Below are 22,278 nucleotides of genomic sequence, written 5' to 3'. Positions count from 1 at the left end.
TCTATGCCGGCCCCCGCCGCCTTGGTCCATGCAACTCAATATCGATCGTCGCGACGCCCCACTTTCAAAACCCGCGAAATCAAGAAGATCGGCACGACGATCGCGGCGCCGAGGAGGAAATACTGTATCACATTGTCGATCGAGCCGAAGACCGTGTCGATGATCCGCATCACGGCATCGATCGTCCCGTCGATCAGCCGGCGGGGGCTCAAATCGAACCAGGAGAGAAGCAGGCCGACGGCGATCGACATCAGGACGAGATTGATGCCCACCCGGATGGGCGAGCCCCCGAGAAACCGTTCCACGCGTCCTGACATGCCGTCCTGCTCCTTTGGTGAGGCTCGTCTCGATTGCGCCGCCGATATAGGGATGGAAAAAGGCGAAGATCAGCCCCTTTGCGTGCCGTTACCGCTCGAGTCTCACACAATCGCGCCTTGCGGCCGGGCGACGATCTGTGAAAAGCCGTCTTTCGGACCGATATGCCGACCAGCAGACGATAAGCCGAGACAGCCATGACCGACGAGCATCGCATCATCGAACCCGGCCCCCAGCCGAGCGCCAAGCGGGCGGAGATGAATCCGCTTCTCAAATTCGCGCTGGAGCTTGGGCCGCTTCTCGTCTTCTTCTTCGCCAATTCGCGCGGCGAGCAGCTGGCCGACACCTTCCCGGTTCTCCATGAGCTCGGCGGGCCGCTCTTCATCGCCACGGGCCTTTTCATGGCCGCGCTCGCGATCTCGCTCGCCGTCTCCTGGGCGATCATGCGCACCCTGCCCTTGATGCCGCTGGTCTCGGGCGCCGTCGTTCTCGTCTTCGGCACGCTGACGCTTTGGCTTCAGGACGAGACCTTCATCAAGATGAAGCCGACCATCGTGAACGGCCTGTTCGCCGCCGTGCTTCTGGGCGGTCTTTGCTTCGGCAAGTCTCTGCTCGGCTATGTCTTCGATCAAGCGTTCAAGCTCGATTCTGAAGGCTGGCGAAAGCTGACCCTGAATTGGGGGCTGTTCTTCATCTTCCTCGCCGTCCTCAACGAGGTCGTCTGGCGCAATTTCTCGACGGATTTCTGGGTTGGCTTCAAGGTCTGGGCGACCATGCCCATCACGATCATCTTCATGATGACGCAATATCCGCTGATCAAGCGCCATTCCCTGGAGCCTTTGGGCAAAGAAGCCGGGGAATAATCTGGCCGCGTGACGGCGATCTATCGCGCCCGATCCATTGCGAAAACGGGGCGGCATCTCGATATCGGCGAAAGAGCATTGTATCGAAGGAGCCTCACCCGCATGGACATTCAGCGTCTTCTCTCCGATTTTTTGGGCGCGCCAAACCAGGGACGGTCCGGCCGGACGCCCCATCATCCCGGGGATGGACGGCGCGGAAGCGCTTCGGGCGGCGGACTGATGGATCAGGTCGGCGATCTGATGAAGTCCCCCGCCGGTTCGGCGATCGGCGGCGCGCTCGCCACCGGGCTTGCTTCCCAGCTCTTCAAGGGGAAGGGTTTCAAGGCCAAGAAGCTGGGCGGAACGGCGGTGAAGCTCGGGGGCGCGGCGCTCGTCGCTGGCCTCGCCTATAAGGCCTATCAGAATTATCAGACGCGCTCGGGCACGACCGCACTGCCGGGGGCCGAGCCGATCCGCGCGCTACCCTCGACGCAAGGACCGGACGAGATGCCGGAGCCACAGGGCACCGCGTTTCTGCCCGGCGGCGAAGAGGATGAGCGCGCCCGGCTGATGCTGTCGGCGATGATCTCCGCCGCCAAGGCCGATGGCTATATCGACGCCGAGGAAGAGCGAGCGATCTTTTCCAAGATCGATGAGATGGATCTCGAAGCCGACGAGAAAGGGCTCGTCATGGACGAGCTGCGCCGACCGAGATCGGTGGATGATCTAGCGCGGGCGGCGCGCACGCCCGAAATCGCCATGGAAATCTACACGGCCTCCGTTCTGGCGATCGATGCCGACCATCCGGCCGAACGGGCCTATCTCGATCTCCTCGCCGCCCGCCTCGCCCTGCCGGCCGACCTCGCCGCCGAAATTCGGCGAACGGCGGAGGAGGGCTGAGCGCGGCGGACCACAATCCGACAATCGGGCAATGTCGATCCATCGCCCGATCCCGCGCAACCACACGGTTCTCAAACCCTTCCGCAGAGCGAGATCTATTTTTACCGGCGAGGCTTTGAAAGCATCGCTTTCGAAAGCCCGTCGGCAGCCCGAGAGGCGTTCGAGACTCTCGCCGGACAATTGACCCTTAGAGCGCCGGGCGAAAAAAAGTGCATACCGGCTTTTCAAAAACCCGGCGCGTTATCAAAGAGTTATAGAGCGCCGGGCGATCCTGATTCATCGCCCGACGCTCTAGGGTCATTTCATTCGTCCATCGGTATCACTTAGCCTTGGCAAGAGCCCGCTTGGCGACGACCTTGGTCAGATTGGCGCGATAGGCCGAGGTTCCGTGGATGTCCGACATCATCGCGCCCTCGTCGACCGTCAGGCCGTCCAGTGCGGAGCCGTCGAAACTCCCGGAAAGCGCGCTTTCGGCTTCCGTCCAGCGGAAGGCGCCGTTATTGCCGGCGCCCGTCACGCCGACGCCGACGGAACCATCGGTGCGCTTGGCGACGAAGACCGCGCACATGGCATAGCGCGACGCCGGATTGCGGAACTTCTCCCAGCCGCCGGCCTGAGGCGCCTCGAAGGAAACGGCCGTGACGATTTCGTTCTCCTCCAAAGCGGTCTCGAACATGCCGAGAAAGAACTCGTCGGCCGACAGCTCGCGGGTGTTGGTGTGGATCGTCGCGCCAATCGCCAGAAGCGCGGCCGGATAGTCAGCCGCCGGATCGAAATTGGCGACCGAACCGCCGATCGTGCCCATATGACGTACGGCCGGATCGCCGATCAGGCCTGCCAGATAGGCAAAGGATGGCGCTGCCGCCTTGATGCCATCATGGCGCGCGATCTCCGCATGGGTCGTCGCGCCGCCGATGCGGATCTTCGATCCGTCGACGGAGATGCCCTTCAGATCGGAAATATGCCGAAGATCGATCAAGACCGAAGGCATGGCGAGACGCTGCTTCATGGTCGGAATGAGCGTCATTCCGCCTGACAGAAGCTTGGCCTCGCCTTCCCCGTCACCCAGAAGCTTGATGGCTTCATCGATGCTCGACGGACGCTGATAGCTGGTTTCATACATGGGTTTTGGTCCTCCCTCGCTGGAGCTTGAAGCTCAGCGCATCCTGGCGCGAGCACTCTCAGCTCCTGTTCGACATCCATTCAGGGCGGGCGACGATGCTATGAAGCTTCGCCGCCCTTTGAGCGATCAGCTGGCGGCGTGGATCGCGTTCCAGACCTTCTCCGGCGTTGCGGGCATCGACAGATCGTTATTGCCGATGGCGTCGGTGATGGCGTTGATGACCGCCGGCGGCGAACCGATGGCCCCGGCCTCGCCACAGCCCTTGATGCCGAGTGGGTTGGTGGTGCAGGCCGTCACCAGGGTCTCGACCTTGAACATCGGCAGGTCCCAGGCGCGCGGCATAGCGTAGTCCATATAGGAGGCGGTCACGAGCTGCCCGGCCTCGTCGTAATGGGTGCCTTCCAAAAGCGCCTGACCGATACCTTGGGCAAGACCGCCATGGACCTGGCCCTCGACGATCATCGGATTAATGATGTTGCCGAAGTCGTCGGCCGCAACGAACTGGATGATCTCGGTCGTGCCCGTCTCGGGATCGACTTCCACCTCGCAGATGTAGCAGCCGGCCGGGAAGGTGAAGTTCTGCGGATCGTAGAACGCGCCTTCCTTCAGCCCAGGCTCCATGCCGTCCGGCAGGTTGTGGCCGGTATAGGCGCCGAGACAGACCTCGTGCCAGCCGAGCTTCTTGTCCGTGCCGACGACCTTCACCTCGCCATTCTCGATGACGATGTCGCCCTCGTCGGCTTCCAATACATGGGCGGCGATCTTCTTGGCCTTGGCCTCGACCTTATCGAGCGCCTTGACGATGGCGCTCATACCGACGGCGCCCGAGCGCGAGCCGTAGGTGCCCATGCCGAACTGCACCTTGTCGGTGTCACCATGGACGATCTGGACATTGTCGATGGGCAGGCCGAAGCGCTCGGCGACCAGCTGGGCGAAGGTCGTCTCATGGCCCTGGCCGTGGCTGTGCGAGCCGGTGAGGATCTCGACCGTGCCGACCGGATTGACCCGGACCTCGGCCGATTCCCAGAGACCGACGCCCGCGCCGAGCGAGCCGACCGCCTTGGACGGCGCGATGCCGCAGGCCTCGATATAGCAGCTCATGCCGAGACCGCGCAGCTTGCCGCGTCCCTTGGCTTCCTCGCGCCGCGCCTCGAAGCCGGCGACGTCGGCGGCCTTCATGCCGGCCTCCAGCGTCGCTTCGAAATCGCCGGTGTCGTAATTCATGATGACCGGCGTCTGATGCGGGAAGGAACGGATGAAGTTCTTGCGCCGCAATTCGGCCGGCGAAAGGCCGAGCTCGCGCGCCGCCGTCTCGATGGTCCGCTCGACCACGTAAGTGGCTTCCGGACGCCCGGCGCCGCGATAGGCATCGACGGGCGCGGTGTTGGTATAGACGCCCTTCACATTGGCGTAGATCGCGGGGATGTCGTACTGGCCCGACAGAAGCGTGGCGTAGAGATAGGTCGGGGTCGCCGAGGAGAAGAGCGACATATAGGCCCCGAGATTGGCCTTGGTGTCGACCTTGAGACCAACGATCTTGTGGTCGGCGTCGAAGGCCATTTCCACATGGGTGACATGGTCGCGGCCATGGGCGTCCGTCAGGAAGGCCTCGGTGCGGTCCGACGTCCACTTGACCGGCACCTCGGTCCGCTTGGAGGCCCAGAGGCAGACGATCTCTTCGGGATAGATATAGATCTTCGAGCCGAAACCGCCGCCGACATCCGGGGCGATGACACGCAGCTTATGCTCGGGCGCCACATTGTAGAAGGCGCTCATGACGAGGCGCGCCACATGGGGGTTCTGGGACGTGGTCCAACAGGTGTAATGATCCTCGGCCGGATCGTAATGGCCGAGCGCCGCGCGCGGCTCCATCGGATTGGGCACGAGCCGGTTGTTGATGATCTTCATGCGCGTGATATGCGCCGCGCCGCTGATCGCGGAGGTCGCCGCCGCCTCGTCGCCGATCTCCCAATCGAAGCATAGATTGCCTTCCGCCTCGGGATGAAGCTGGGGCGCACCGTCGGCAAGGGCCGCTTCGGAGCCGACCACGGCGGGCATTTCCTCGTAATCGACCATCACGACTTCGGCCGCATCGCGGGCCTGCGCCCGCGTCTCGGCAACGACGATCGCCACCGGCTGGCCGACATAGCGAACCGTCTCGTCGGCGAGCGCGGGATAGGCGCCCATCTTCATCGGCGAGCCGTCCTTCGACGAGACCGCCCAGCCGCAGATGAGATTGCCGATCCGATCGGCCTTCAGCTGCTGCCCATCGAGGATGTCGATGACGCCGGGCATCTCCCGTGCCGCAGACGTGTCGATCCCCTTGATCTTCGCATGAGCATGGGGCGAGCGCACGAAGGCGCCATGCTTCATGCCCGGCACGCTCATGTCGTCCACATAGCGGCCGCGGCCCGTAATGAACCGCCGATCTTCCTTGCGCAGAACCTTTGCGCCGATACCTTCCACACCCATCGGGTGAACCTCCCTTTTGGCAAGACCCGCCGCCATTCGCGTGTCGGCAGCCAAGGCCCGTCCGTCAAATCATGAGATGAAGAGCGCCGGATCGTCGGCGACGATCACTCCGCCGCGATCGGCTGCTCGGCCTGGCTGCCGGACGACTTGGCGGCCGACAGGATGGCTGCGACGATGTTGTGATAGCCCGTGCAACGGCAGATATTGCCGTCGAGCTCCTCGCGGACCGTCTCCTCGTCAAGCGAGGCGCCATGGCGCCCGATCATGTCCACCGCGGTCATGATCATGCCCGGCGTGCAATAGCCGCACTGCAGCCCATGATGCTCCTTGAACGCGGCTTGGACCGGATGAAGCTCCTGGCCCTTGGCCAGACCCTCGATCGTCGTCACGCTCGAGCCCGAGGCCTGAGCGGCGAGCATGGTGCAGGATTTCACGGCCTTGCCGTCCACATGGACGACACAGGCGCCGCATTGGGACGTGTCGCAGCCAACATGGGTGCCCGTCAGGCCGAGCGTATCACGCAGAAAATGCACCAGAAGCGTGCGATCCTCGACATCGCCGGTCATGGTGCGACCATTGACGGTCATCGAAACTTTGCTCACGTCGTTCCTCCCCGAAATTCCTCAATTCGACGAGCCTGGCGAGGCATTTGCTCGCCCAACAATGCCGCTCGTCCTCCTTGCCGTCCCAGCGAAGGTGCAAGCTTTGACGGCCCTTCGCAAGCGCCCGGCTCGCCGAAAAGCGGCCGCACGATCAAGCGCTTCGCTCAACATATTGGAACAGTTCGAACTTTTCGCGGTATTGGACCTTCGACCACCCCGCTGCTCATCCAGACTGAAACACGGTCGGAAGCTGCCCCTTTCGCGCCACGCCGCGCCTCATGGTCGCTGTGGCGCGTACGGCACAAGCTCACCGGGAATCGGTTCCGACACGAAGGAAACGACGCGACTGTGATCACCAAGCGGTTGTCTTATTAAGCGTTGCGCTTTTTGCTAAGGCGAAGCGACGAGTATCGCGGGACCGGGGGCATGTGCCGAGGATGGCGCAAGGTTCCGCGCGAGTTTTCAAAGAGGCCGGCCATGAGAGCCGGCAACAAGTGGCGACGCCCCGAGCCGGGGCCGGCGCCGCGTTTTGGGGGTAGCTGTACGTGTTGACGACAAAACGTCGCCAGATGGCCGGATTCGCCGCAGCCCTCACACTGTCGATCGCCCTTGCCTGCTCCCCCGCCACCGCCTTCGAACTCTTCGGCTTCAAATTCTTCGAGAGCGAGGACGACAACGAACTCGCCGTCATCAATCCCATCAACTACACGGTGAATGTGGAGATGACGCCGGCGCCGGACGATGACGGGAGTCTGGCCGACAATCTCGAGAGCGCCTCGGTGCTCGTTTCCGACGAGGACGAGCCGGTCTCAGGTTCGCTCGGCCTGATCGCCAAGGCCAAGCAGGATCGCAAGCGCCTCGTCGCCGCCCTTTACGAAAACGCCCGCTATGACGGGCTCGTCTATATCTTCATCGAAGGTCGGAACATTTCCGACATCGCCCCGGACGCGACCTTCGACACGTCCCGTCCCGTTCCGGTGCTGATTCGCATTCTGCCCGGCCCGAAATACGCGCTCGGCGCGGTGTCCGTTGATACGGGCGGCGTCCCGGTCGATCCGTCCGAATACGGCTTGGTAACCGGCGGCTCGGCGGCCTCGACGGATGTCCTGGACGCGGAAGCCAAACTCTTTCGAGACCTTCGAAACGATGGGCGTCCCTTCGTAGCGGTCACCGATCGAGACATCCTTGCAGATGCCGCCGACGATCGCCTCGACTATGCGATCGACATATCCCCTGGCGATCGCGTTCCCTTCGGCGAGACTTGGGTGACGGGTACCGAAACCGTCGATCCGGGCTTTGTCGCCTATATGGCGGGAATCTATGCGGACGAGACCTTCTCGCCGGAAGAATTGGACCGCGCCCGCCAGCGCCTTGTCGATCTCGGCGTTTTTTCCTCGGTGACGGTGCGCGAGGCCAAAGCGCAATCGGAGGATGGACGTCTACCGGTTCAGGTCGAAGTGGCCGAACGTCAGAAATTCGGCTTCTACGGCGTCGGCGCGACCTATTCGAACACGGAAGGCGCCGGTTTTTCCGGCTATGTCGGCCATCGCAACCTTTTCGGCCGTGCCGAGAATATCCGCTTCGACGCCTCGGTCTCCCGCATCGGGGCGACAGCCGTCTCGGGCAATGCGCGCGAGATCGACGGCATCGATTTCGACACTTCTCTCGTCTTCAAGAAGCCGGGCGTGCTGGGTCCTGATTCGGTCTATGTCGGCTCGATCGCGGCCGGTCGCCAGCAGCCGCTCGGCTATGACCGCCTGTTCCTGACCGCCACCAGCGGCGTCGAATACAAGATCGACGACGCGCAGACGCTGAAGGTCGATCTCCAGGGCGAATATGAGGAGATCACCGACTATCTCGGCACGCGCGAATACATCATCGGCGCGGTGCCAATCCTCTATACCTTCGACAACCGCGACAACGAGCTGAATCCGACGGACGGCTTCTACGCCCAGGCGGCGCTTGAGCCATCCTATGGCATCGAGAATTCAGCCTTCTTCCTCAGATCGCGGCTCGATGGCCGAGCCTATTATTCGCCCCTCGAAAGCAACCGACTGATCCTTGCCGGCCGGCTCGGATATGGCACGATCTTCGGCACCGACGTTCTCGATATTCCGAACAATCGTCGCTTCTATGCTGGTGGCGGCGGCTCCGTGCGCGGCTACGAGTTCCAGTCGATCGGACCCTATTTCCCCTCGACCACGCCGCCGGGATCGGGCTTCAACGAGCGCTTCGAGGACACGCCAATCGGTGGTCTGGCCCTGTTCGAAGGATCGGTCGAGGCTCGCGTCAGCATTACGGAGAACATTCAGATCGTGCCCTTCCTCGACTTCGGCACGGTCTCGGACGAGCTCGTTCCGAATTTCTCCAACTTCAAGCTCGGGGCAGGCGTCGGCGCACGATATCTGACGAGCTTCGGCCCCTTGCGCCTCGACGTGGCGGTTCCGCTCGATCCGGGTCCGCGCGACGCCGACTTCCAGATCTATGCCGGCATCGGACAGGCCTTCTGATGACTTTTCTTGCCCGCCTCTTCCTGCTCCTTGCCGGCCTTCTCACCGCCGCGCCGCTGGTGATGCCGCGACCGGCTGCCGCCCAGGACTTCGTCGCGAGCCAGATCGAGAATCTGATCAATTCCGATACGCTCAAAGTCGACATTCAAGGCCTTTCCGGTGCCCTGACCGGCAATATCCGCATCGAAAGCATAACGGTCTCCGATCCGCAGGGCGTCTTCCTGACGGCGAGCGATCTCGCCATGGATTGGTCGCCGCTTTCGCTCGTGCGCTCCAACGTCAATATCGAGCAGCTGACGGCGGGCCAGATCGTCCTCGAACGTCTGCCGACCGGCCAGCCGGCCTCGGCGCCGAGCGAGGAGAGCAGTGGCTTCTCGCTTCCCTCGATCACCGCCAATATCGACACGTTCCGCATCGACGAGTTCATTCTCGGCGAGGCGATCGCCGGGACCAGAGCGCGGCTGTCGGCCAATGCCTCACTTTCTCTGTCGGACGATCCGGTGAACCTGGCCGTCAAAGCCGACATTCAGCGCCTCGACCAGCCGGGCCAGATCGCTCTCGACATCGCCTTCGCGCCCGCCGACAACCGGCTGACCCTCGACGTTCAGGCGAGCGAGCCGCAGGGCGGCCTCGTCGCGACGCTTCTCGACATTCCAGACCGCCCGGCAGTCGATCTGACCATCAACGGCTCGGGGCCGCTCTCGAACTTCATGGCCAATGGTGGTCTCACGGTCGGCGGCGAGCAGGCCGCGAGCCTAACGGCGCGGGTCGACGATGTGGATGCCGGCCGGCGCGTCGCGGCCTCGCTCCAGGTCGCTGCCCAGCGTTTCGTCCCGGAAGCCTATCAGCGCTATGTGGAAGGCGGCGCCGATCTCGACGTCCAGGTCGTCATACGCAATGACGGGCTCTATGCGATCGAGCAGGCCCAACTCTCTTCCGACGCGTTGCAACTCGACGCGCGCGGCACGGTCGATCCGAGCGGATCCGGCAACGATCTCTCCGTCGATCTGTCCGCGCCCGGCGGCGGCGCCCTGGAGCTTAATCTCGGCGGCGCCAACCTCACCATTGCCTCGCTTCAGGCCGGGCTTCGGGGCGCCATCTCGAACGCGGCCCTCGACATTGCCGGCACATTGCCGGCCGCCGGCTGGCAAGCCTATCAGGCGTCGAATGTTCAGGCCTCCGTCAAGAGCTCCGGCTTCGATCTGACGGCCTTCCAGGGACCGGTCCAGATCGTTGCGACCGCCGACGACGTCGCCGGTCCCGAGGGTATTCAGGACCGGCTCCTGACCGGCCCGGTGCGCATTGAGGCCAATGGCGCCCTGACCGAGAACGGCCTGCGATTCGATCCGTCGACGGCGACGACGAAGACGGTGACAGCCAATATCCAGGGCACGGCCGCGCTCAACTTCGCCATCTTCGACCTGACGCTCGATTCCACCTTCCAGACATCTGCGATTTCCGCCGCGCTGGTGCCCATCGCCGGCAACGAGTTGTCGCTCGCGGGCAATGTGACACGCACGCCGGACGATGCGATCTCGGTGTCGAATCTCGCGGTCAACAGTTCCGGCCTCACCGTTCGCGGCAATGCGCGCCTTGCCGGCGAGACGGTCACGGCGGATATCAACGGCACACTCTCCGAGGCGTCCAACGTCAATGCGGCCCTCTCCGGCGCGGCCCAGTTCTCGCTTCAGGCGAGCGGCCCCGTCGCCAATCCGAATGTCGATCTGACGCTCGACGGCAACCAGCTTTCCATCAACGGCCAGGAGCTCGCCAATCTCTCGGTCCAGGCGCGCGGCAATTTTGCCGGCGACACGCCGGAGGGGACGGTGACGATCACCGGGCTCCTGGACGGCTCCGAGCTTGAGGGCCGGGCCAATCTGCGTACCATGCCCAATGGCGAGCGCCAGGTGGCCGATCTCCTGATCCGCCAGGGCGACAACCGCGTCACCGGCGATCTGCGCCTCACCACGGCGCTTGCGCCGCTCGGCACGATCGACCTCGATATCCAGGATATCGGCCCCTTGGCCGCGCTTGGCGGTCTTGAGGCCTCCGGCGACGTGACCGGAACGATCGCTCTTGACCAAAGCGCCGACGGCACGCCGATCGCTCAGCCCGAGATTACGGCCGATTCTCTCTCGATCGCCGGTACCACCTTAAGCGGCGCCAAAATCGATCTCGACGTCTCCGACTATCTCGGCACCCCTTTCGCGACCGGCTCGGTAACAGCGAACGCGATCGACACTGGCGCCGTCGCAGTCACCGATCTCGATGTCATGCTGTCGCGCGAGAACGATTTCAACGCACTCAATGCGAATGCCCGCCTCGACGGCGTTCCGGTCGAACTCGCAGCGCTCGCGCGTTTTGCACCGGATGAGACGATGCTCAGCCTGCGAAAGCTGACCATGGCGATCGATCAGGCGCCGGTCGCTCTGCAAGACAATGCGACGCTGCGGATAGCCGATGGCGTCACCCGGCTCGACGGGTTCACCCTATCAGTCGGTGAGGGCTCGCTTTCGGCCTCCGGTTCCGCCGGCGAGACGCTCGACCTCGCCCTCGATATGAACGCCGTGCCGGCGGCCGTCGCCGGCCCCTTCATCGAAGGCGTCGAGCCGTCGGGGACGCTGAACGGCCAAGCGCGCGTGACGGGGGCGGCCAGCGATCCGAGCGCCACATTCGAACTGACCGGCGAGGCTCTGACGACGGACGATCTGACCGCGACCAACGTGCCGCCTGTCGATCTGTCAGCGGCCGGCTCTTACGCAAGCGGCGTTCTGACCCTTGCCCGCGCCAATGCGTCGATCGGCGACGGCTCGCTCTCGGCTTCCGGTACGATCGGCGAGACTTATGACCTCACCTTGCGCCTCGATGCCCTTCCCGTGGGCCTTGCCAACGGTTTCGTCGAGGGTCTGAACGCCAGCGGCACGATCTCCGGCAATGCCGAAGTGACCGGCCCGCGCGACGATCCCAATGCACGTTTCGACCTTGAAGGTTCGGGCATCACCACGCCGGAAATCGCCGATGCCGGCATCGAGCCCCTGCGGCTCAACGCGGCCGGCTCCTATGAAGGCGGCACCGCGACAATCCAGACGGCGGACATTCGAACCGGCAATGCGTCGCTGACGGCGGAAGGCACGATCGGCGAGACGCTGGACGTGTCGGCAAACCTCACCGAGTTCCCGGTCGGGATCGCCAATGGCTTCGTCGAGGGTCTCAGCCTGACCGGCACCCTATCGGGGACCGCGAGCGCCACTGGCCCCCTCGCCGATCCCGATGCCCGCTTTGACATTTCCGGCTCCGGAATCACCACGGATGAGATCGCCCGCTCGGGCATCGCGCCGCTTTCCCTGCGCCTCGCCGGCACATTCTCCGAGGGCACGGCAGCGATCGAGACCGGCGTGGTCAATGTCGGCGACGGGTCTTTGAGAGCGAGCGGCACGGTCGGACGGGCCCTTGATCTCGACGTCGATGTCAACGCTTTCCCCGTCGGCCTTGCCAATGGTTTCGTCGAGAACCTTAACGCCTCCGGCACTCTGTCGGGAACGGCGACCGCCACTGGTTCGCTCGACAACCCACAAGCCGAATTCGACCTGTCCGGCCAGGGTCTCACCACGACGGAAATCGCAGAGAGCGGGATCGAGCCTCTGACGCTCGATCTCGAAGGCTCTTACGCAAACGGCACCCTGCGCCTTGCCACAGCCGAGATCGATGTCGGCACAGGCTCGCTGTCGGCCTCGGGCACGGTCGGCGAGACGCTCGATCTCAACTTGTCGATCGACCAGTTGCCGGTCGGTCTCGCCAATGGCTTCGTCCCCAATCTGAACGCTTCTGGCACGATTTCAGGCACGGGCCGTGCGACAGGCTCCCTATCCGATCCGCAAGCCGAAGTGTCGCTGACGGGCAGCGGCATCACCACCGAGGATATCGCGCGATCGGGCATTGACCCGCTCAGCCTCGATCTTTCCGGCTCTTATGCGAACGGCACAGCCAGGATCGGCAATGCGCGTGTCACGGTCGGCGATGGCTCGTTGACCGCCACCGGAACGGTTGGAGACAATCTCGATCTCGACATCGCGCTCGACCGGCTCCCGGTGGGGCTCGCCAACGGATTCGTCGAAGGGCTCGGCGCGGAGGGCACACTGTCCGGCTCGGCCACCGCCACGGGTTCGCTTCAGGACCCGCAAGCCGAATTCACCCTGACTGGCACCGGCATCACGACGCGGCAGCTCGCCGGCGGCGACGTCCCGCCCCTCACCCTCGATGCAGCGGGCTCCTACCGCAATGCCACATTGACCCTCGCCAATGCCGAACTTGATGTGGGGTCCGGTTCCCTCACCGCGTCAGGTACCGTCGGCGAACGGCTCGACATCTCCGCCAATCTCGATGCGCTTCCCGTCGCTCTCGCCAATGGCTTCGTGGACGGGCTGGGCGCTCGGGGCACGATTTCCGGAACGGCTCAGGCGAGCGGCCCGATTGCCGATCCGAACGTCACCTTCGATCTTCAGGGTTCAAGCATCACCACCAGCCAGATCGCCCGCTCCGGCGTCGCGCCGATCGCCTTCGACGCTTCCGGTACCTATTCGGGGGGCACGGTTCAGATCGAGACCGCGCAGGCCGATGTGGGTGACGGCTCATTGAGCGTGACGGGCAGTGTCGGCCAGAGGCTCGACGTTTCGGCCCAGATCGACCGCCTTCCGGTCGGCCTTGCCAATGGCTTCGTCGATGGGCTCGGCGCGCAAGGGACCATCTCTGGCACGGCCGAGGCTACGGGGTCTCTCTCCGATCCGAATGCGACATTCGAGATCTCGGCGTCCAATGTCTCCGTCGCCCAGAGCCGCGCGGCTGGTGCGCCCTCGCTCGATGCCAATCTCGCGGGCAGCTATCGGGGCAACGCGCTCGACCTGTCGCAAGGCGTCGTGCGGGTCGGCGGCGGAACCATCACCATCTCCGGCACCGCGAGCCAGAACGCCTTGAACCTCGATGCGCGGATCCAGAACCTCCCGGCCTCGATCGCCAGCGCGGCGGCCTCCGGCCTCAATCCGCAAGGGACGATCAACGGCACGGTCTCCGCCAGTGGTTCGCCGGCGAGCCCGAACGTCACCTATGACATCCAGGCCAGCGGCGTCTCGGTTCAGCAAACGCGCGATGCCGGTGTCGGAGCCCTCGCTATCGAGACTTCGGGACGCTTCGCGAACAACACCCTCACCACCGACACCAGTCTGTCGGGGAGCGGTATCGGCCTGACGGCGAATGGCACGGTCAATATCGCCGGTACGCCGACACTCAATCTGTCCGTCGACGGCACGGCGCCATTGTCGCTCGCCAATCGCACTCTCGCCGAAGGCGGGCGCTCGGTACAGGGAACGGTCGCCGTGAATGCCCGGATCACCGGCCCGGTCAGCCAGCCGAGCATCAATGGCACAGTCTCGACGAGCGGGGCGAGCTTCGTCGATACCGGCGCAAACGTCGCTTTGAACGGGATCAACGCCTCGATCGCGTTGAATGGCCAGAGCGCGACCATCACCAATCTTTCGGCCAATCTCGTCGGCGGCGGCCAGATCCTTGTGGACGGCACGGTCGGGCTGCAACCGCCCTTCCCCGCCGATCTGTCGGTGCGGCTCATCGATGGGCGCTACAATGACGGGGAGATCGTCACGGCCCGGCTCTCGGCCGATCTGTCGATCACCGGGCCGCTGGCTGCGACGCCCACCATCTCGGGCGATGTCCGGGCGCAGGAAATCAACATCCTCGTGCCGGAAAACCTGCCTTCCTCGCTCGCCCGTATCGATGTCACCCATGTGAACGCATCGCCGGCCGTCTATAAGCAGGCGCGTGAACTCTTCCCCGAACAGGCCGCGGGCGCCGGGGCGAGTGGCGGTGTCAATTTCGACATCACCTTCTCCGCGCCGGGCCGCGTCTTCGTGCGTGGACGCGGGCTCGATCTGGAGCTCGGCGGTGAAATCCAGATCACCGGCAATGCGGCTTCGCCTTCCATTACCGGTGGCTTCGATTTGCGGCGGGGACGCTTCGGCATTCTCGGCCGCCGGCTCGACTTCACCGAGGGCACGCTCACTTTCACCGGCAATCTGATCCCGACCCTCGATCTCCTCGCGCGCTCGGACGCCGGTGACTATACGGTCTTCATCTCGGTGACGGGACCGGCCAACGATCCGAGTTTCACCTTCTCGGCCAATCCCGCCCTTCCCCAGGACGAAGTGCTCGCCCGGCTGATCTTCCAGCAGGGCACGACCGATCTGTCGCCGCTCCAGATCGCGCAGCTTGCCGAAGCGGCCGCAAGCCTTGCCGGCGTCGGCGGCTCGACCGGTCTTCTGGAGAATCTTCGCTCGCAGATCGGCGTCGACGATATCGACATCAAGACGACGGCCGATGGTCAGACGGCGGTGGGCGTCGGCAAATATATCAACGACAACATCTATCTCGGCGTCGACTCGACGGGCCGTGTGTCTGTCGATCTGAAGCTTGGTGGGGGGCTGAAGGCGCGCGGCGCGGTGACAACCGAGGGCGGCGGCGAAGTGGGCGTCTTCTACGAAGGCGAGTTCTGATCGAAACGCTGCGAGGACGGGTGCTGGATCGGTTTGCAGCTACCGATCCAGCCTGTCGCTGTTTGAAACAAAGGCGCGCGCCCTGCGTTTTGTCTTTCAATCAAATCAGAGGACTGGCGCCGGCGTGGCTGTCCAGGGACAGCGAACCCTCAGCGAAAGCCTTCGTTATGCAGCGCGGGTCACGGTCCTCGCACAAAGACGAAAGGCAAAAACCGATGGCGACCGAATCCTTGAAACATGCGAGCTTCGACCATCCGACCCATGGGCGTTTCGAAGACCCTGCGGAGGTCGTGCGCCATTCCAGCCTGACGCGCGAGGAAAAAGAAGAGATTCTCGCACGCTGGAAGGACGAAGTCGGGCAAGGCAACGAAGAGACCGGCCGCAAACCCGGCGACGCCCATACCGATCTCGATAAGGCCGTTAGCGATCTCGCGGCTTTGAAGATCTGAGATCCGGCCTATAAAGAAACCCCGACGAAGGCCATCCGTCGGGGTTTTTGCATGATGTACGGGCCACGTTTCAGCTTCGCACCATGAGAGCCGAAGGAATGTCTCGCTACGCTTTTCGCCTTACCGCTTGAACTCCCAGCTGGTGATGCGCTCGCCGGTCTCAGGGTCCTTGCCGTCCTTCAACTGAACACCTTGAGCGGCCAGCTCGTCACGAATGCGGTCGGCTTCAGCCCAGTTCTTTTTGCGGATGAAGGCGAGGCGCTGATCGACCATTGTCTGAAGCGCCGTTTCGTCAATCCGCGATGACCCGGCGCGTTCACGCATGAAAGCGTCCACATCGACACCAAGAAGATCGAGGCCGGCGCGGAGTGCGGCCGGATCGCTGCGTCGAAGACTGTGCAATTCCGCGATCGCGGCCGAGCCGGCGAGATCGTCGCAGAGGGCTGCGACGAATGCCTCTCCTGGCTTTGCCGCTGCCTCTACGCCTTTTAGCGCACGGCCCCACCCTTCGAGCATATCCTCGGCCTCTTCCAACCGCTTCACCGAAAAGTCGATCGGCTCGCGATAGTGCGTCATCAGCATGGCGAGGCGCAGTACCGGCCCTGGCCAACGCCGACCGCCAAACGTCTCGGTGTGGAGAAGGTCATGGATGGTGACGAAATTGCCGTCCGATTTCGCCATCTTACGCCCCTCGACCCGGACGAAGCCATTGTGCATCCAGACGTCCGCCATGGCTTCGGTGCCATGGGCGCAGCAGGACTGGGCGATCTCGTTCTCATGATGAGGGAAGATCAAGTCGAGCCCGCCGCCATGGATATCGAATGTCTGTCCGAGAAGCGCGGCGCTCATGACCGAGCATTCGATATGCCAGCCCGGCCGCCCCCGCCCCCAGGGACTTTCCCAGCCCGGCTCGGTCTCGTCCGAAAGCTTCCAGAGGACGAAATCGGCCGGATTTTTCTTATGGCTCTCGACCGCCACACGCGCGCCGGCCTGCTGTTCGTCGAGCTTGCGGTTCGAGAGCCGGCCATAGGCCGGCATCGAGGTGACGTCGAACAGCACCTCGCCGCCCGCCTCATAGGCATGGCCCTTGGCGATCAGCGTCTCGATCATCGACACCATATCGTGGCCGTCGGCGCGGCCCGTCACGAACTCAGTCGCCCTCGGCTCGAAGGTCGGCTCCAACGCGCCCAGCGCGGCGATATCGGCATGGAACTGGTCGGCGGTCGCCGTCGTCACCTTGCGGATTGCCTCGTTGAGCGGAAGACCCGGATAGTCGCGCGCCGCCCGAGCGTTGATCTTGTCGTCGACGTCGGTGATGTTGCGGGCATAGACGACATGCGCCTCGCCATAGAGATGGCGCAGCAGCCGAAACAAGACGTCGAAGACGATCACCGGCCTCGCATTGCCGATATGGGCAAAATCGTAGACGGTCGGTCCGCAGACATACATGCGCACGCAACGATCCGCCTCGGCGACGGTCCCTTCGCGCCAGTCGCGAGGCCGGAAGGCCTCCTTCCGGCGGGTCATGGTGTTGGTGAGCGTCAGTCCGCGAAAGCCGTCATCCATCTCCGGTCCTCGATCAAGCCTGTCCTGCGGTGGCCTTTCCACCAGCGGCAAAATGCCGGTCGAAACGCTCCCTGGCGTTAAGGAGTGTGGTCGAAAACCGGCGACGGCTTGGCTAGCGGACATCAGGCGGCTTGGCCAGAGGCGAACGATATTCATCCGCATCTTCGAGCCGAATGACCGCTTCCGCCTGTTTCGTTCTTCCGATTGCCCGAACCGAGGAACATTGTGCTCATTTGCCGAGAGGTCGCCGTGGCGTGATTGTCACGGCAAACCACTGCTGGTCACGTTCGAATCAAGGAAAGGTCAAATGCGCGTAATTGCCCCGAAAGCGGCATATTCCGTACCCATATCCAGATCGCAACGCAGCCAAAGCAGCCAGAAGGCCATGAAGCACAACGAACCCCAATTCCGCTCGAAGACCGAACGCGAGAACGAGGTCCGCCTCGAGAACAATTATCGCACGATCGGCATCTCCGCGATCAGCGCGGCGGCCCATGCGATGAAGACGCGCTCCGGCACGATCAAGCCTAAGCCGGCCGGCATCCAGCCGCTGGTTGCTGCTGAGTGACGGCAACTTCGCGGGACCGGTCTCCTGCGGCGAGCGGTCCCGCTGCTCCAAACCTGCCGACGATCGTTGGCGGAATGTGATGTGTGACTGCGGTTCATGACAGCTGAACTATCGGTCGCAGCCCCACTTCAAAGAAGCTTGAGCTGATCCGCTTCGCCGGCCTGCTCGCCTTTCGGCGTCTGTGCGCTCGCGCCCTTTCGGCCTGACAGATCTTGAATCCCCGGCTTTCGAGCGTCAAAGTCGCCAATCGGCGCCTGCACTTCGGGTCCGGCGTGGGCGACCTTGTTCACGGCCGTTCCGATCGACACGATCGAAAAATCCTTCGCGGCCGATGTGGCAACGATGTCGGCGACCGCTCCCGGCGCATTCGTCCGGCAATCGAGCCAACGCTCGTAATCGGGCTCCTCGACCACCACCGGCATGCGGTTATGGATCTCCGTCAGCGCGCCCTCAGCGCTCGTCGTGACGATCGCGGCGGTGTCGAGTTCGCCTCCGTCCGGCCCATGGGCTGTCTCCAACAGACCGGCAAAAGCGAAAGGCTGTGCGGAGGCGGGCCGAAACAGAAAGGGCTTTGCCGGCCCACTTCCCGTGCGCCTCCACTCGTAAAATTCCGTCGCCGGGATCAGGCAGCGCCGATAGGTCATGGCTGCCCGAAAGGAATTCTTGGTCGCGGCCGTTTCGGCGCGCGCATTGATCAGAAGCGGGAATTTCGAGGCGTCCTTCACCCAGGATGGGATCAGACCCCAACGGGCAAGCAGCGCCGTTCGCCCGGCCCGGTTCGCCTCCGGGCGGGCCTCTGCGCCACCGATGACCAGGAGGATCGGCTGTGTCGGCGCGATGTTGTAGCGAGGCGGAAAATCCTCGATCTCGTCGAGCGATAGAAGCTCGGCGACGCGTTCGGGACTGGCATGAAGGGCAAAGCGACCGCACATGGCTGCATGGGAGCCCGACCAGCGCATCCCGTCAAGGGCGTGTGCCGCCTTTTGCGGGCTATAGCGACATACCAATTTGCGCCGTTGCGCCATCATACGAGTCCTTCGCCATAGGCTGCGAACGACAAGCGAGGTGAGCCAGTGACCGACGAACATTCCGAACCGCGCCGCCCGCTTCTCGGTGTCTCGACCGCTGTCTTTCGGGAGGCCTCATCCGGGATCGAGGTCCTCTTGGTGGAGCGCGGGGCGCAAGGCGCTTTGGCCGGTCGTCTGAGCCTCCCGGGCGGAAAGGTCCGGCTGGGCGAACGCCTCGCCGAAGCCGCCGCTCGCGAACTCTTCGAAGAGACCGGCCTTTCCTTCGCGGCCGAAGCCCTTTCGCGTGTGCGCTTGCATGAGGCGATCGGAGAGGGTTATCACGCGGTCATCGCGGTTCACGGCGTTCGATGTTCGCACGACCGCCCTCCACGCGCGGGGGACGACGCGGCAAGCGCAGCCTTCCATCCTCTGCACGCCGTCCAAGACCTTGAAGTCGCGGATCGCACGACGCCAGGCCTTCCCGAAATCGTTGCAAAGGCCGCAAGCGTCCTCGGATTGAAAGGCTGATCGCCCGCCTCTTCTAGGCGCAAGCGCCTGTTGCCGAAACGACGCAAGGGTCGGCAAAGTCAATTCGGCGAAAGCTCCGTCTTGAAAAGGCCTAATGAAAGGTGAAACTCGCTTTCATGCATTTGGATGGATCGATTCTGCGCGTTTGCGGTCTGGCGCTGCTCCTTGCCTTGCCACTCGGCGGGCCGAGCCTTGGACAAACCGCAAATGGCGATGGCGCGGCGTCCGAAGGCGCAGGCGAGCCGGATCAAGCGGGCGAGACAAGCGAAGCACCGCCGAGCGACGGTCCGTTTATCGAGGCTTTGAGCCGCCTTGCGACGGTCCTCGGTTCCATGCATTTTCTGCGCACGCTCTGCGCGACGGAAGACCCATCGATCTGGCGCGACGAGATGGGCCGTTTCATCGCGGCGCAAAAGCCAGGCGAAGCGGACAAGCGCCGACTCATCGCCAGCTTCAACAATGGCTACAGGGCGTATGAATCGACCTATCGCAGCTGCACCGACGCGGCTCGGCTCGCCCACAACCGCTATCAAAGCGAAGGCGAAAAGCTGGCCCAGGACATCGTGACGCGATACGGAAATTAACGACGTGTAAACGCTCTTGCGAAATCGCGCAGGAATCCTGCCCGGAGCGTGCTAGGTAAATCTTAAGAGGACGTGAAGTCCGAAACGAAAAATGAGGGGTTTCCGGATGTTCGATCTGCCGAGCGTCGAATTGGACGAGATGATCCAGGCCGAAAAGAAGCAGGTGGCCCTCGAATATCACAGCGAGGCGTGGGCCGACGGCATCTCCGACGGCATCGAATCCGATATTCTGGCTGAGACCGCGATCACCACGGCTCTCCTCGAGCTTGTGCGCCTGCATGGCGAGGATCAGGTGGTGGAGATGATGGACGATCTGCGCCAGCGCGTTCGATTCGGTGAATTTCGCGCCGACCGCACCGTTCAGTAACGGCCGCGCAAGTCTACGCCCAAGCTCGGCGACGAGGGGGACGTTGCCGGGGATAGGTCACCGAGCGTGATGTAGCCTTCGGCACGTTTCGATGGCCCGACCGCGCGCCGCCTGAGAGCGGCGCGTCATCACGATCGACTGATCGAGGCGATCGTCATCTGCCTTCGTCTCGACATGCTGGGATGCTTTCGGGCGACGTTCAAAGGCTCGGCGCGGTCGCTTCTCCCGGTCGGCGCCGCGTCGCCGAGCATGATGCCGCCCCATCCGAAACCTTGCGTGAGGACGACATGAGCGTTGCCACTCATCGCTACCGCCAACACTGGCCGCTAAACGCATTCGCGCTGTCCTTTGCGCTGATCGCTGGGCTTGCGCCGGTGACGGCCTTTGCCTTTTCTCAGATCGTCACCGAAGAGACCGGCCAGCCGACCGAGACCCGCGAGGGTATCGTCGCGGTTCCGCTGCCGCCGCTGCCTGGCACTGCAGCCGAGTCAACCGAAGGCGACGCATCCTCGGCAACGATCGATGGTGAGACCCTGGCGCCCGGCCAGCCCACTGATCAGGAAGGCCCCCTTCCCGTCCCGCCCGCCACCGCGACCGGCGAACCGGGCCCTGCCGCCCCAACGGGCGAGCAGAACGCGCCAGCCACGCCGCTTCCGGCCAGCGATGCACCGGCCCCGAAGACGCAACCTCTTCCGGCTGACACGGCTCCAGTCAAAGCGGAGACACACGCCACCACCGGCCTCGGCGCGGACGAGAGCCCAACGACCGCTATGGCCGAGCCGCTTGCGTCCTCCGGTGTGCGCTACGAGGAACAGGGGCTTCCCGCTCCGGTGCGGGATCTTCGGCGCAAACTGATGGAGATCGCCCGCTCGGGCGATGTGGAGGCGCTGCGCCCCTATATCGACACTGGCGAAGACGGGACGGTGCTCTCATTCGGCGGACCGATCGCCGATCCGATCGCCCATCTGAAGTCGCTGTCCGGCGACGGCGAAGGTCTCGAAACGCTCGCCATCATGCTGGAGCTTCTGGAATCCGGTCACATGGAAATGGAGCCGGGCAGCGAGAATGCGATCTTCGTCTGGCCTTATTTCGCCCAGACCCGAATCGATTCCCTGACCAAGCCGCAGCTCGTCGAATTGTTCGAAATCGTGACGAGCGGCGATTATCAGGCGATGCTCGATTTCGGCGCTTACAACTTTTTCCGCCTCGGGATCACCCCGGAAGGGCGCCTCGCTTATTTCGTCTCCGGTGACTGACGGCTGTCGGCCGCCATCCGGCCGGCCAAGGATCTCTCACGCGCCACGGACCCCATCCAGCAGACCAGGGGCCATGTCCGAGCCATGAATGACGCTGATGTCGCCGGTGGTCTCCAGCACCACGGCGCGAACCTCTTCGAAATGCATGACATTGGCCCCACGCAACTTCGCCAAAACGTCGTCGCGTGAGACCCGGCTCTTCTCCATCGCCTCGTCAATGAAGACCCCGTCGCGCATGAGAAGAAGCGGCGCGTTCTCCAGGACCGAATTCGAAGGCCCTGTCGCCTTGCGGATGAAGGCGAGCGCCACCTGCAGCCCCATCAGAACGGCGATCGCGACCAGCGCCTGCAAGAGGCTCGGCCAACTCGACACGCTTCCGGCGCCGGTCGCCAGAAGCGAGCCGGTCGCCAGAGTGATGACGAAGTCGAAAGCGGTCATTTTGGAGAAAGAACGCAGGCCAACGACACGCACCAGAGCGACGATCACGCCGAGTGTCAATCCACCGAGGACGAGACCCCGAACCACGGCGTCCAACCAATCGGGCAATCCGAACATATGCTTCCCCTCGCCTTTGCATCACAGAAGCGAAGCGGATTCTCAAGAGCATTGACGGCGACCCGTTTCGCTAC

General features: G+C 63.6%; 17 protein-coding genes. 10 read left to right on the top strand and 7 right to left on the bottom strand.

The features are described from left to right. Positions 1–35: 35 nt before the first annotated feature. Positions 36–317, bottom strand: a complete 282-nt coding sequence (locus B9A15_RS03480) for a DUF6460 domain-containing protein (RefSeq protein ID WP_084408644.1) — start codon at positions 315–317, stop codon at positions 36–38. A 195-nt stretch (positions 318–512) separates the two neighbouring features. On the opposite strand from B9A15_RS03480, the gene B9A15_RS03475 reads away from it, so the two are divergent. Continuing rightward, positions 513–1,178, top strand: coding sequence for a septation protein A (locus B9A15_RS03475; protein WP_084408643.1), 666 nt, complete (start codon positions 513–515; stop codon positions 1,176–1,178). A 102-nt stretch (positions 1,179–1,280) separates the two neighbouring features. Further along, a complete protein-coding gene (locus B9A15_RS03470) occupies positions 1,281–2,057 on the top strand; it encodes a tellurite resistance TerB family protein (protein ID WP_084408642.1) in 777 nt (258 codons plus the stop codon). Between the two features lie 319 nt (positions 2,058–2,376). Here B9A15_RS03470 and B9A15_RS03465 read toward each other — a convergent pair whose 3' ends face one another. The 3 genes from B9A15_RS03465 to B9A15_RS03455 form a co-directional block, all read right to left on the bottom strand. Continuing rightward, positions 2,377–3,180: an FAD binding domain-containing protein gene (locus tag B9A15_RS03465; RefSeq protein WP_084408641.1), complete on the bottom strand. Its 804-nt coding sequence runs from the start codon at positions 3,178–3,180 to the stop codon at positions 2,377–2,379. Between the two features lie 126 nt (positions 3,181–3,306). After that, positions 3,307–5,652, bottom strand: a complete 2,346-nt coding sequence (locus B9A15_RS03460; RefSeq protein ID WP_084408640.1) for a xanthine dehydrogenase family protein molybdopterin-binding subunit — start codon at positions 5,650–5,652, stop codon at positions 3,307–3,309. Positions 5,653–5,756: 104 nt separating this feature from the next. Continuing rightward, positions 5,757–6,254, bottom strand: a complete 498-nt coding sequence (locus B9A15_RS03455; RefSeq protein WP_084408639.1) for a (2Fe-2S)-binding protein — start codon at positions 6,252–6,254, stop codon at positions 5,757–5,759. A gap of 569 nt (positions 6,255–6,823) precedes the next feature. Here B9A15_RS03455 and B9A15_RS03450 point away from each other — a divergent pair. The 3 genes from B9A15_RS03450 to B9A15_RS03440 all read left to right on the top strand — a co-directional run bounded on the left by B9A15_RS03450 (position 6,824) and on the right by B9A15_RS03440 (position 15,773). Further along, the gene (locus B9A15_RS03450) at positions 6,824–8,764 is read left to right on the top strand and encodes an autotransporter assembly complex protein TamA (protein ID WP_084408638.1); all 1,941 of its coding nucleotides are present in this window, start codon (positions 6,824–6,826) and stop codon (positions 8,762–8,764) included. Further along, positions 8,764–15,324: a translocation/assembly module TamB domain-containing protein gene (locus B9A15_RS03445; RefSeq protein ID WP_084408637.1), complete on the top strand. Its 6,561-nt coding sequence runs from the start codon at positions 8,764–8,766 to the stop codon at positions 15,322–15,324. The genes B9A15_RS03450 and B9A15_RS03445 overlap by 1 nt, the downstream gene beginning before the upstream one ends. Before the next feature lie 215 nt (positions 15,325–15,539). Further along, positions 15,540–15,773, top strand: a complete 234-nt coding sequence (locus B9A15_RS03440) for a hypothetical protein (protein WP_084408636.1) — start codon at positions 15,540–15,542, stop codon at positions 15,771–15,773. 120 nt (positions 15,774–15,893) lie between these two features. Here the strand turns inward: B9A15_RS03440 and cysS are convergent, their stop codons facing one another. Next, positions 15,894–17,339, bottom strand: coding sequence for a cysteine--tRNA ligase (gene cysS / locus B9A15_RS03435; RefSeq protein WP_084408635.1), 1,446 nt, complete (start codon positions 17,337–17,339; stop codon positions 15,894–15,896). A 385-nt stretch (positions 17,340–17,724) separates the two neighbouring features. Here cysS and B9A15_RS03430 point away from each other — a divergent pair, with 385 nt between their 5' ends. Beyond that, positions 17,725–17,907, top strand: a complete 183-nt coding sequence (locus B9A15_RS03430) for a hypothetical protein (RefSeq protein WP_084408634.1) — start codon at positions 17,725–17,727, stop codon at positions 17,905–17,907. A 128-nt stretch (positions 17,908–18,035) separates the two neighbouring features. Here the strand turns inward: B9A15_RS03430 and B9A15_RS03425 are convergent, their stop codons facing one another. Beyond that, the gene (locus tag B9A15_RS03425) at positions 18,036–18,935 is read right to left on the bottom strand and encodes an SOS response-associated peptidase (RefSeq protein ID WP_244556773.1); all 900 of its coding nucleotides are present in this window, start codon (positions 18,933–18,935) and stop codon (positions 18,036–18,038) included. A 45-nt stretch (positions 18,936–18,980) separates the two neighbouring features. Here B9A15_RS03425 and B9A15_RS03420 point away from each other — a divergent pair, with 45 nt between their 5' ends. From B9A15_RS03420 to B9A15_RS03405, 4 genes are all read left to right on the top strand, one after another. Next, on the top strand, positions 18,981–19,442 hold the full coding sequence (locus tag B9A15_RS03420) for an NUDIX domain-containing protein (protein ID WP_084408633.1): 462 nt from the start codon (positions 18,981–18,983) through the stop codon (positions 19,440–19,442). Between the two features lie 101 nt (positions 19,443–19,543). Beyond that, entirely contained in the window at positions 19,544–20,026 is a 483-nt protein-coding gene (locus B9A15_RS03415) for a TIGR02301 family protein (RefSeq protein ID WP_139798179.1), read from the top strand. 91 nt (positions 20,027–20,117) lie between these two features. Then, entirely contained in the window at positions 20,118–20,393 is a 276-nt protein-coding gene (locus B9A15_RS03410; RefSeq protein WP_084408631.1) for a hypothetical protein, read from the top strand. Positions 20,394–20,680: 287 nt separating this feature from the next. Continuing rightward, the gene (locus tag B9A15_RS03405) at positions 20,681–21,649 is read left to right on the top strand and encodes a hypothetical protein (RefSeq protein ID WP_139798178.1); all 969 of its coding nucleotides are present in this window, start codon (positions 20,681–20,683) and stop codon (positions 21,647–21,649) included. A 36-nt stretch (positions 21,650–21,685) separates the two neighbouring features. On the opposite strand, the gene B9A15_RS03400 is transcribed toward B9A15_RS03405, so the two are convergent. Then, complete coding sequence (locus B9A15_RS03400; RefSeq protein ID WP_084408629.1) at positions 21,686–22,204, bottom strand: DUF421 domain-containing protein; 519 nt, start codon at positions 22,202–22,204, stop codon at positions 21,686–21,688. Between the last annotated feature and the right edge of the window lie 74 nt (positions 22,205–22,278).

It is taken from the genome of Fulvimarina manganoxydans (assembly GCF_900176465.1).
Lineage (GTDB): Bacteria > Pseudomonadota > Alphaproteobacteria > Rhizobiales > Rhizobiaceae > Fulvimarina > Fulvimarina manganoxydans.
The sequence above is the reverse complement of the archived record's forward strand: the minus strand, read 5'-3'. Positions and strand labels throughout refer to the sequence as shown.

Excerpts from the sequence above, each read along its gene's own strand:
- B9A15_RS03480 (WP_084408644.1), bottom strand. The coding sequence starts at position 317 with ATGTCAGGACGCGTGGAACGGTTTCTCGGGGGCTCGCCCATCCGGGTG.
- B9A15_RS03475 (WP_084408643.1), top strand. The coding sequence starts at position 513 with ATGACCGACGAGCATCGCATCATCGAACCCGGCCCCCAGCCGAGCGCC.
- B9A15_RS03470 (WP_084408642.1), top strand. The coding sequence starts at position 1,281 with ATGGACATTCAGCGTCTTCTCTCCGATTTTTTGGGCGCGCCAAACCAG.
- B9A15_RS03465 (WP_084408641.1), bottom strand. The coding sequence starts at position 3,180 with ATGTATGAAACCAGCTATCAGCGTCCGTCGAGCATCGATGAAGCCATC.
- B9A15_RS03460 (WP_084408640.1), bottom strand. The coding sequence starts at position 5,652 with ATGGGTGTGGAAGGTATCGGCGCAAAGGTTCTGCGCAAGGAAGATCGG.
- B9A15_RS03450 (WP_084408638.1), top strand. The coding sequence starts at position 6,824 with ATGGCCGGATTCGCCGCAGCCCTCACACTGTCGATCGCCCTTGCCTGC.
- B9A15_RS03445 (WP_084408637.1), top strand. The coding sequence starts at position 8,764 with ATGACTTTTCTTGCCCGCCTCTTCCTGCTCCTTGCCGGCCTTCTCACC.
- B9A15_RS03440 (WP_084408636.1), top strand. The coding sequence starts at position 15,540 with ATGGCGACCGAATCCTTGAAACATGCGAGCTTCGACCATCCGACCCAT.
- cysS (WP_084408635.1), bottom strand. The coding sequence starts at position 17,339 with ATGGATGACGGCTTTCGCGGACTGACGCTCACCAACACCATGACCCGC.
- B9A15_RS03430 (WP_084408634.1), top strand. The coding sequence starts at position 17,725 with ATGAAGCACAACGAACCCCAATTCCGCTCGAAGACCGAACGCGAGAAC.
- B9A15_RS03425 (WP_244556773.1), bottom strand. The coding sequence starts at position 18,935 with ATGATGGCGCAACGGCGCAAATTGGTATGTCGCTATAGCCCGCAAAAG.
- B9A15_RS03410 (WP_084408631.1), top strand. The coding sequence starts at position 20,118 with ATGAGGGGTTTCCGGATGTTCGATCTGCCGAGCGTCGAATTGGACGAG.
- B9A15_RS03405 (WP_139798178.1), top strand. The coding sequence starts at position 20,681 with ATGAGCGTTGCCACTCATCGCTACCGCCAACACTGGCCGCTAAACGCA.
- B9A15_RS03400 (WP_084408629.1), bottom strand. The coding sequence starts at position 22,204 with ATGTTCGGATTGCCCGATTGGTTGGACGCCGTGGTTCGGGGTCTCGTC.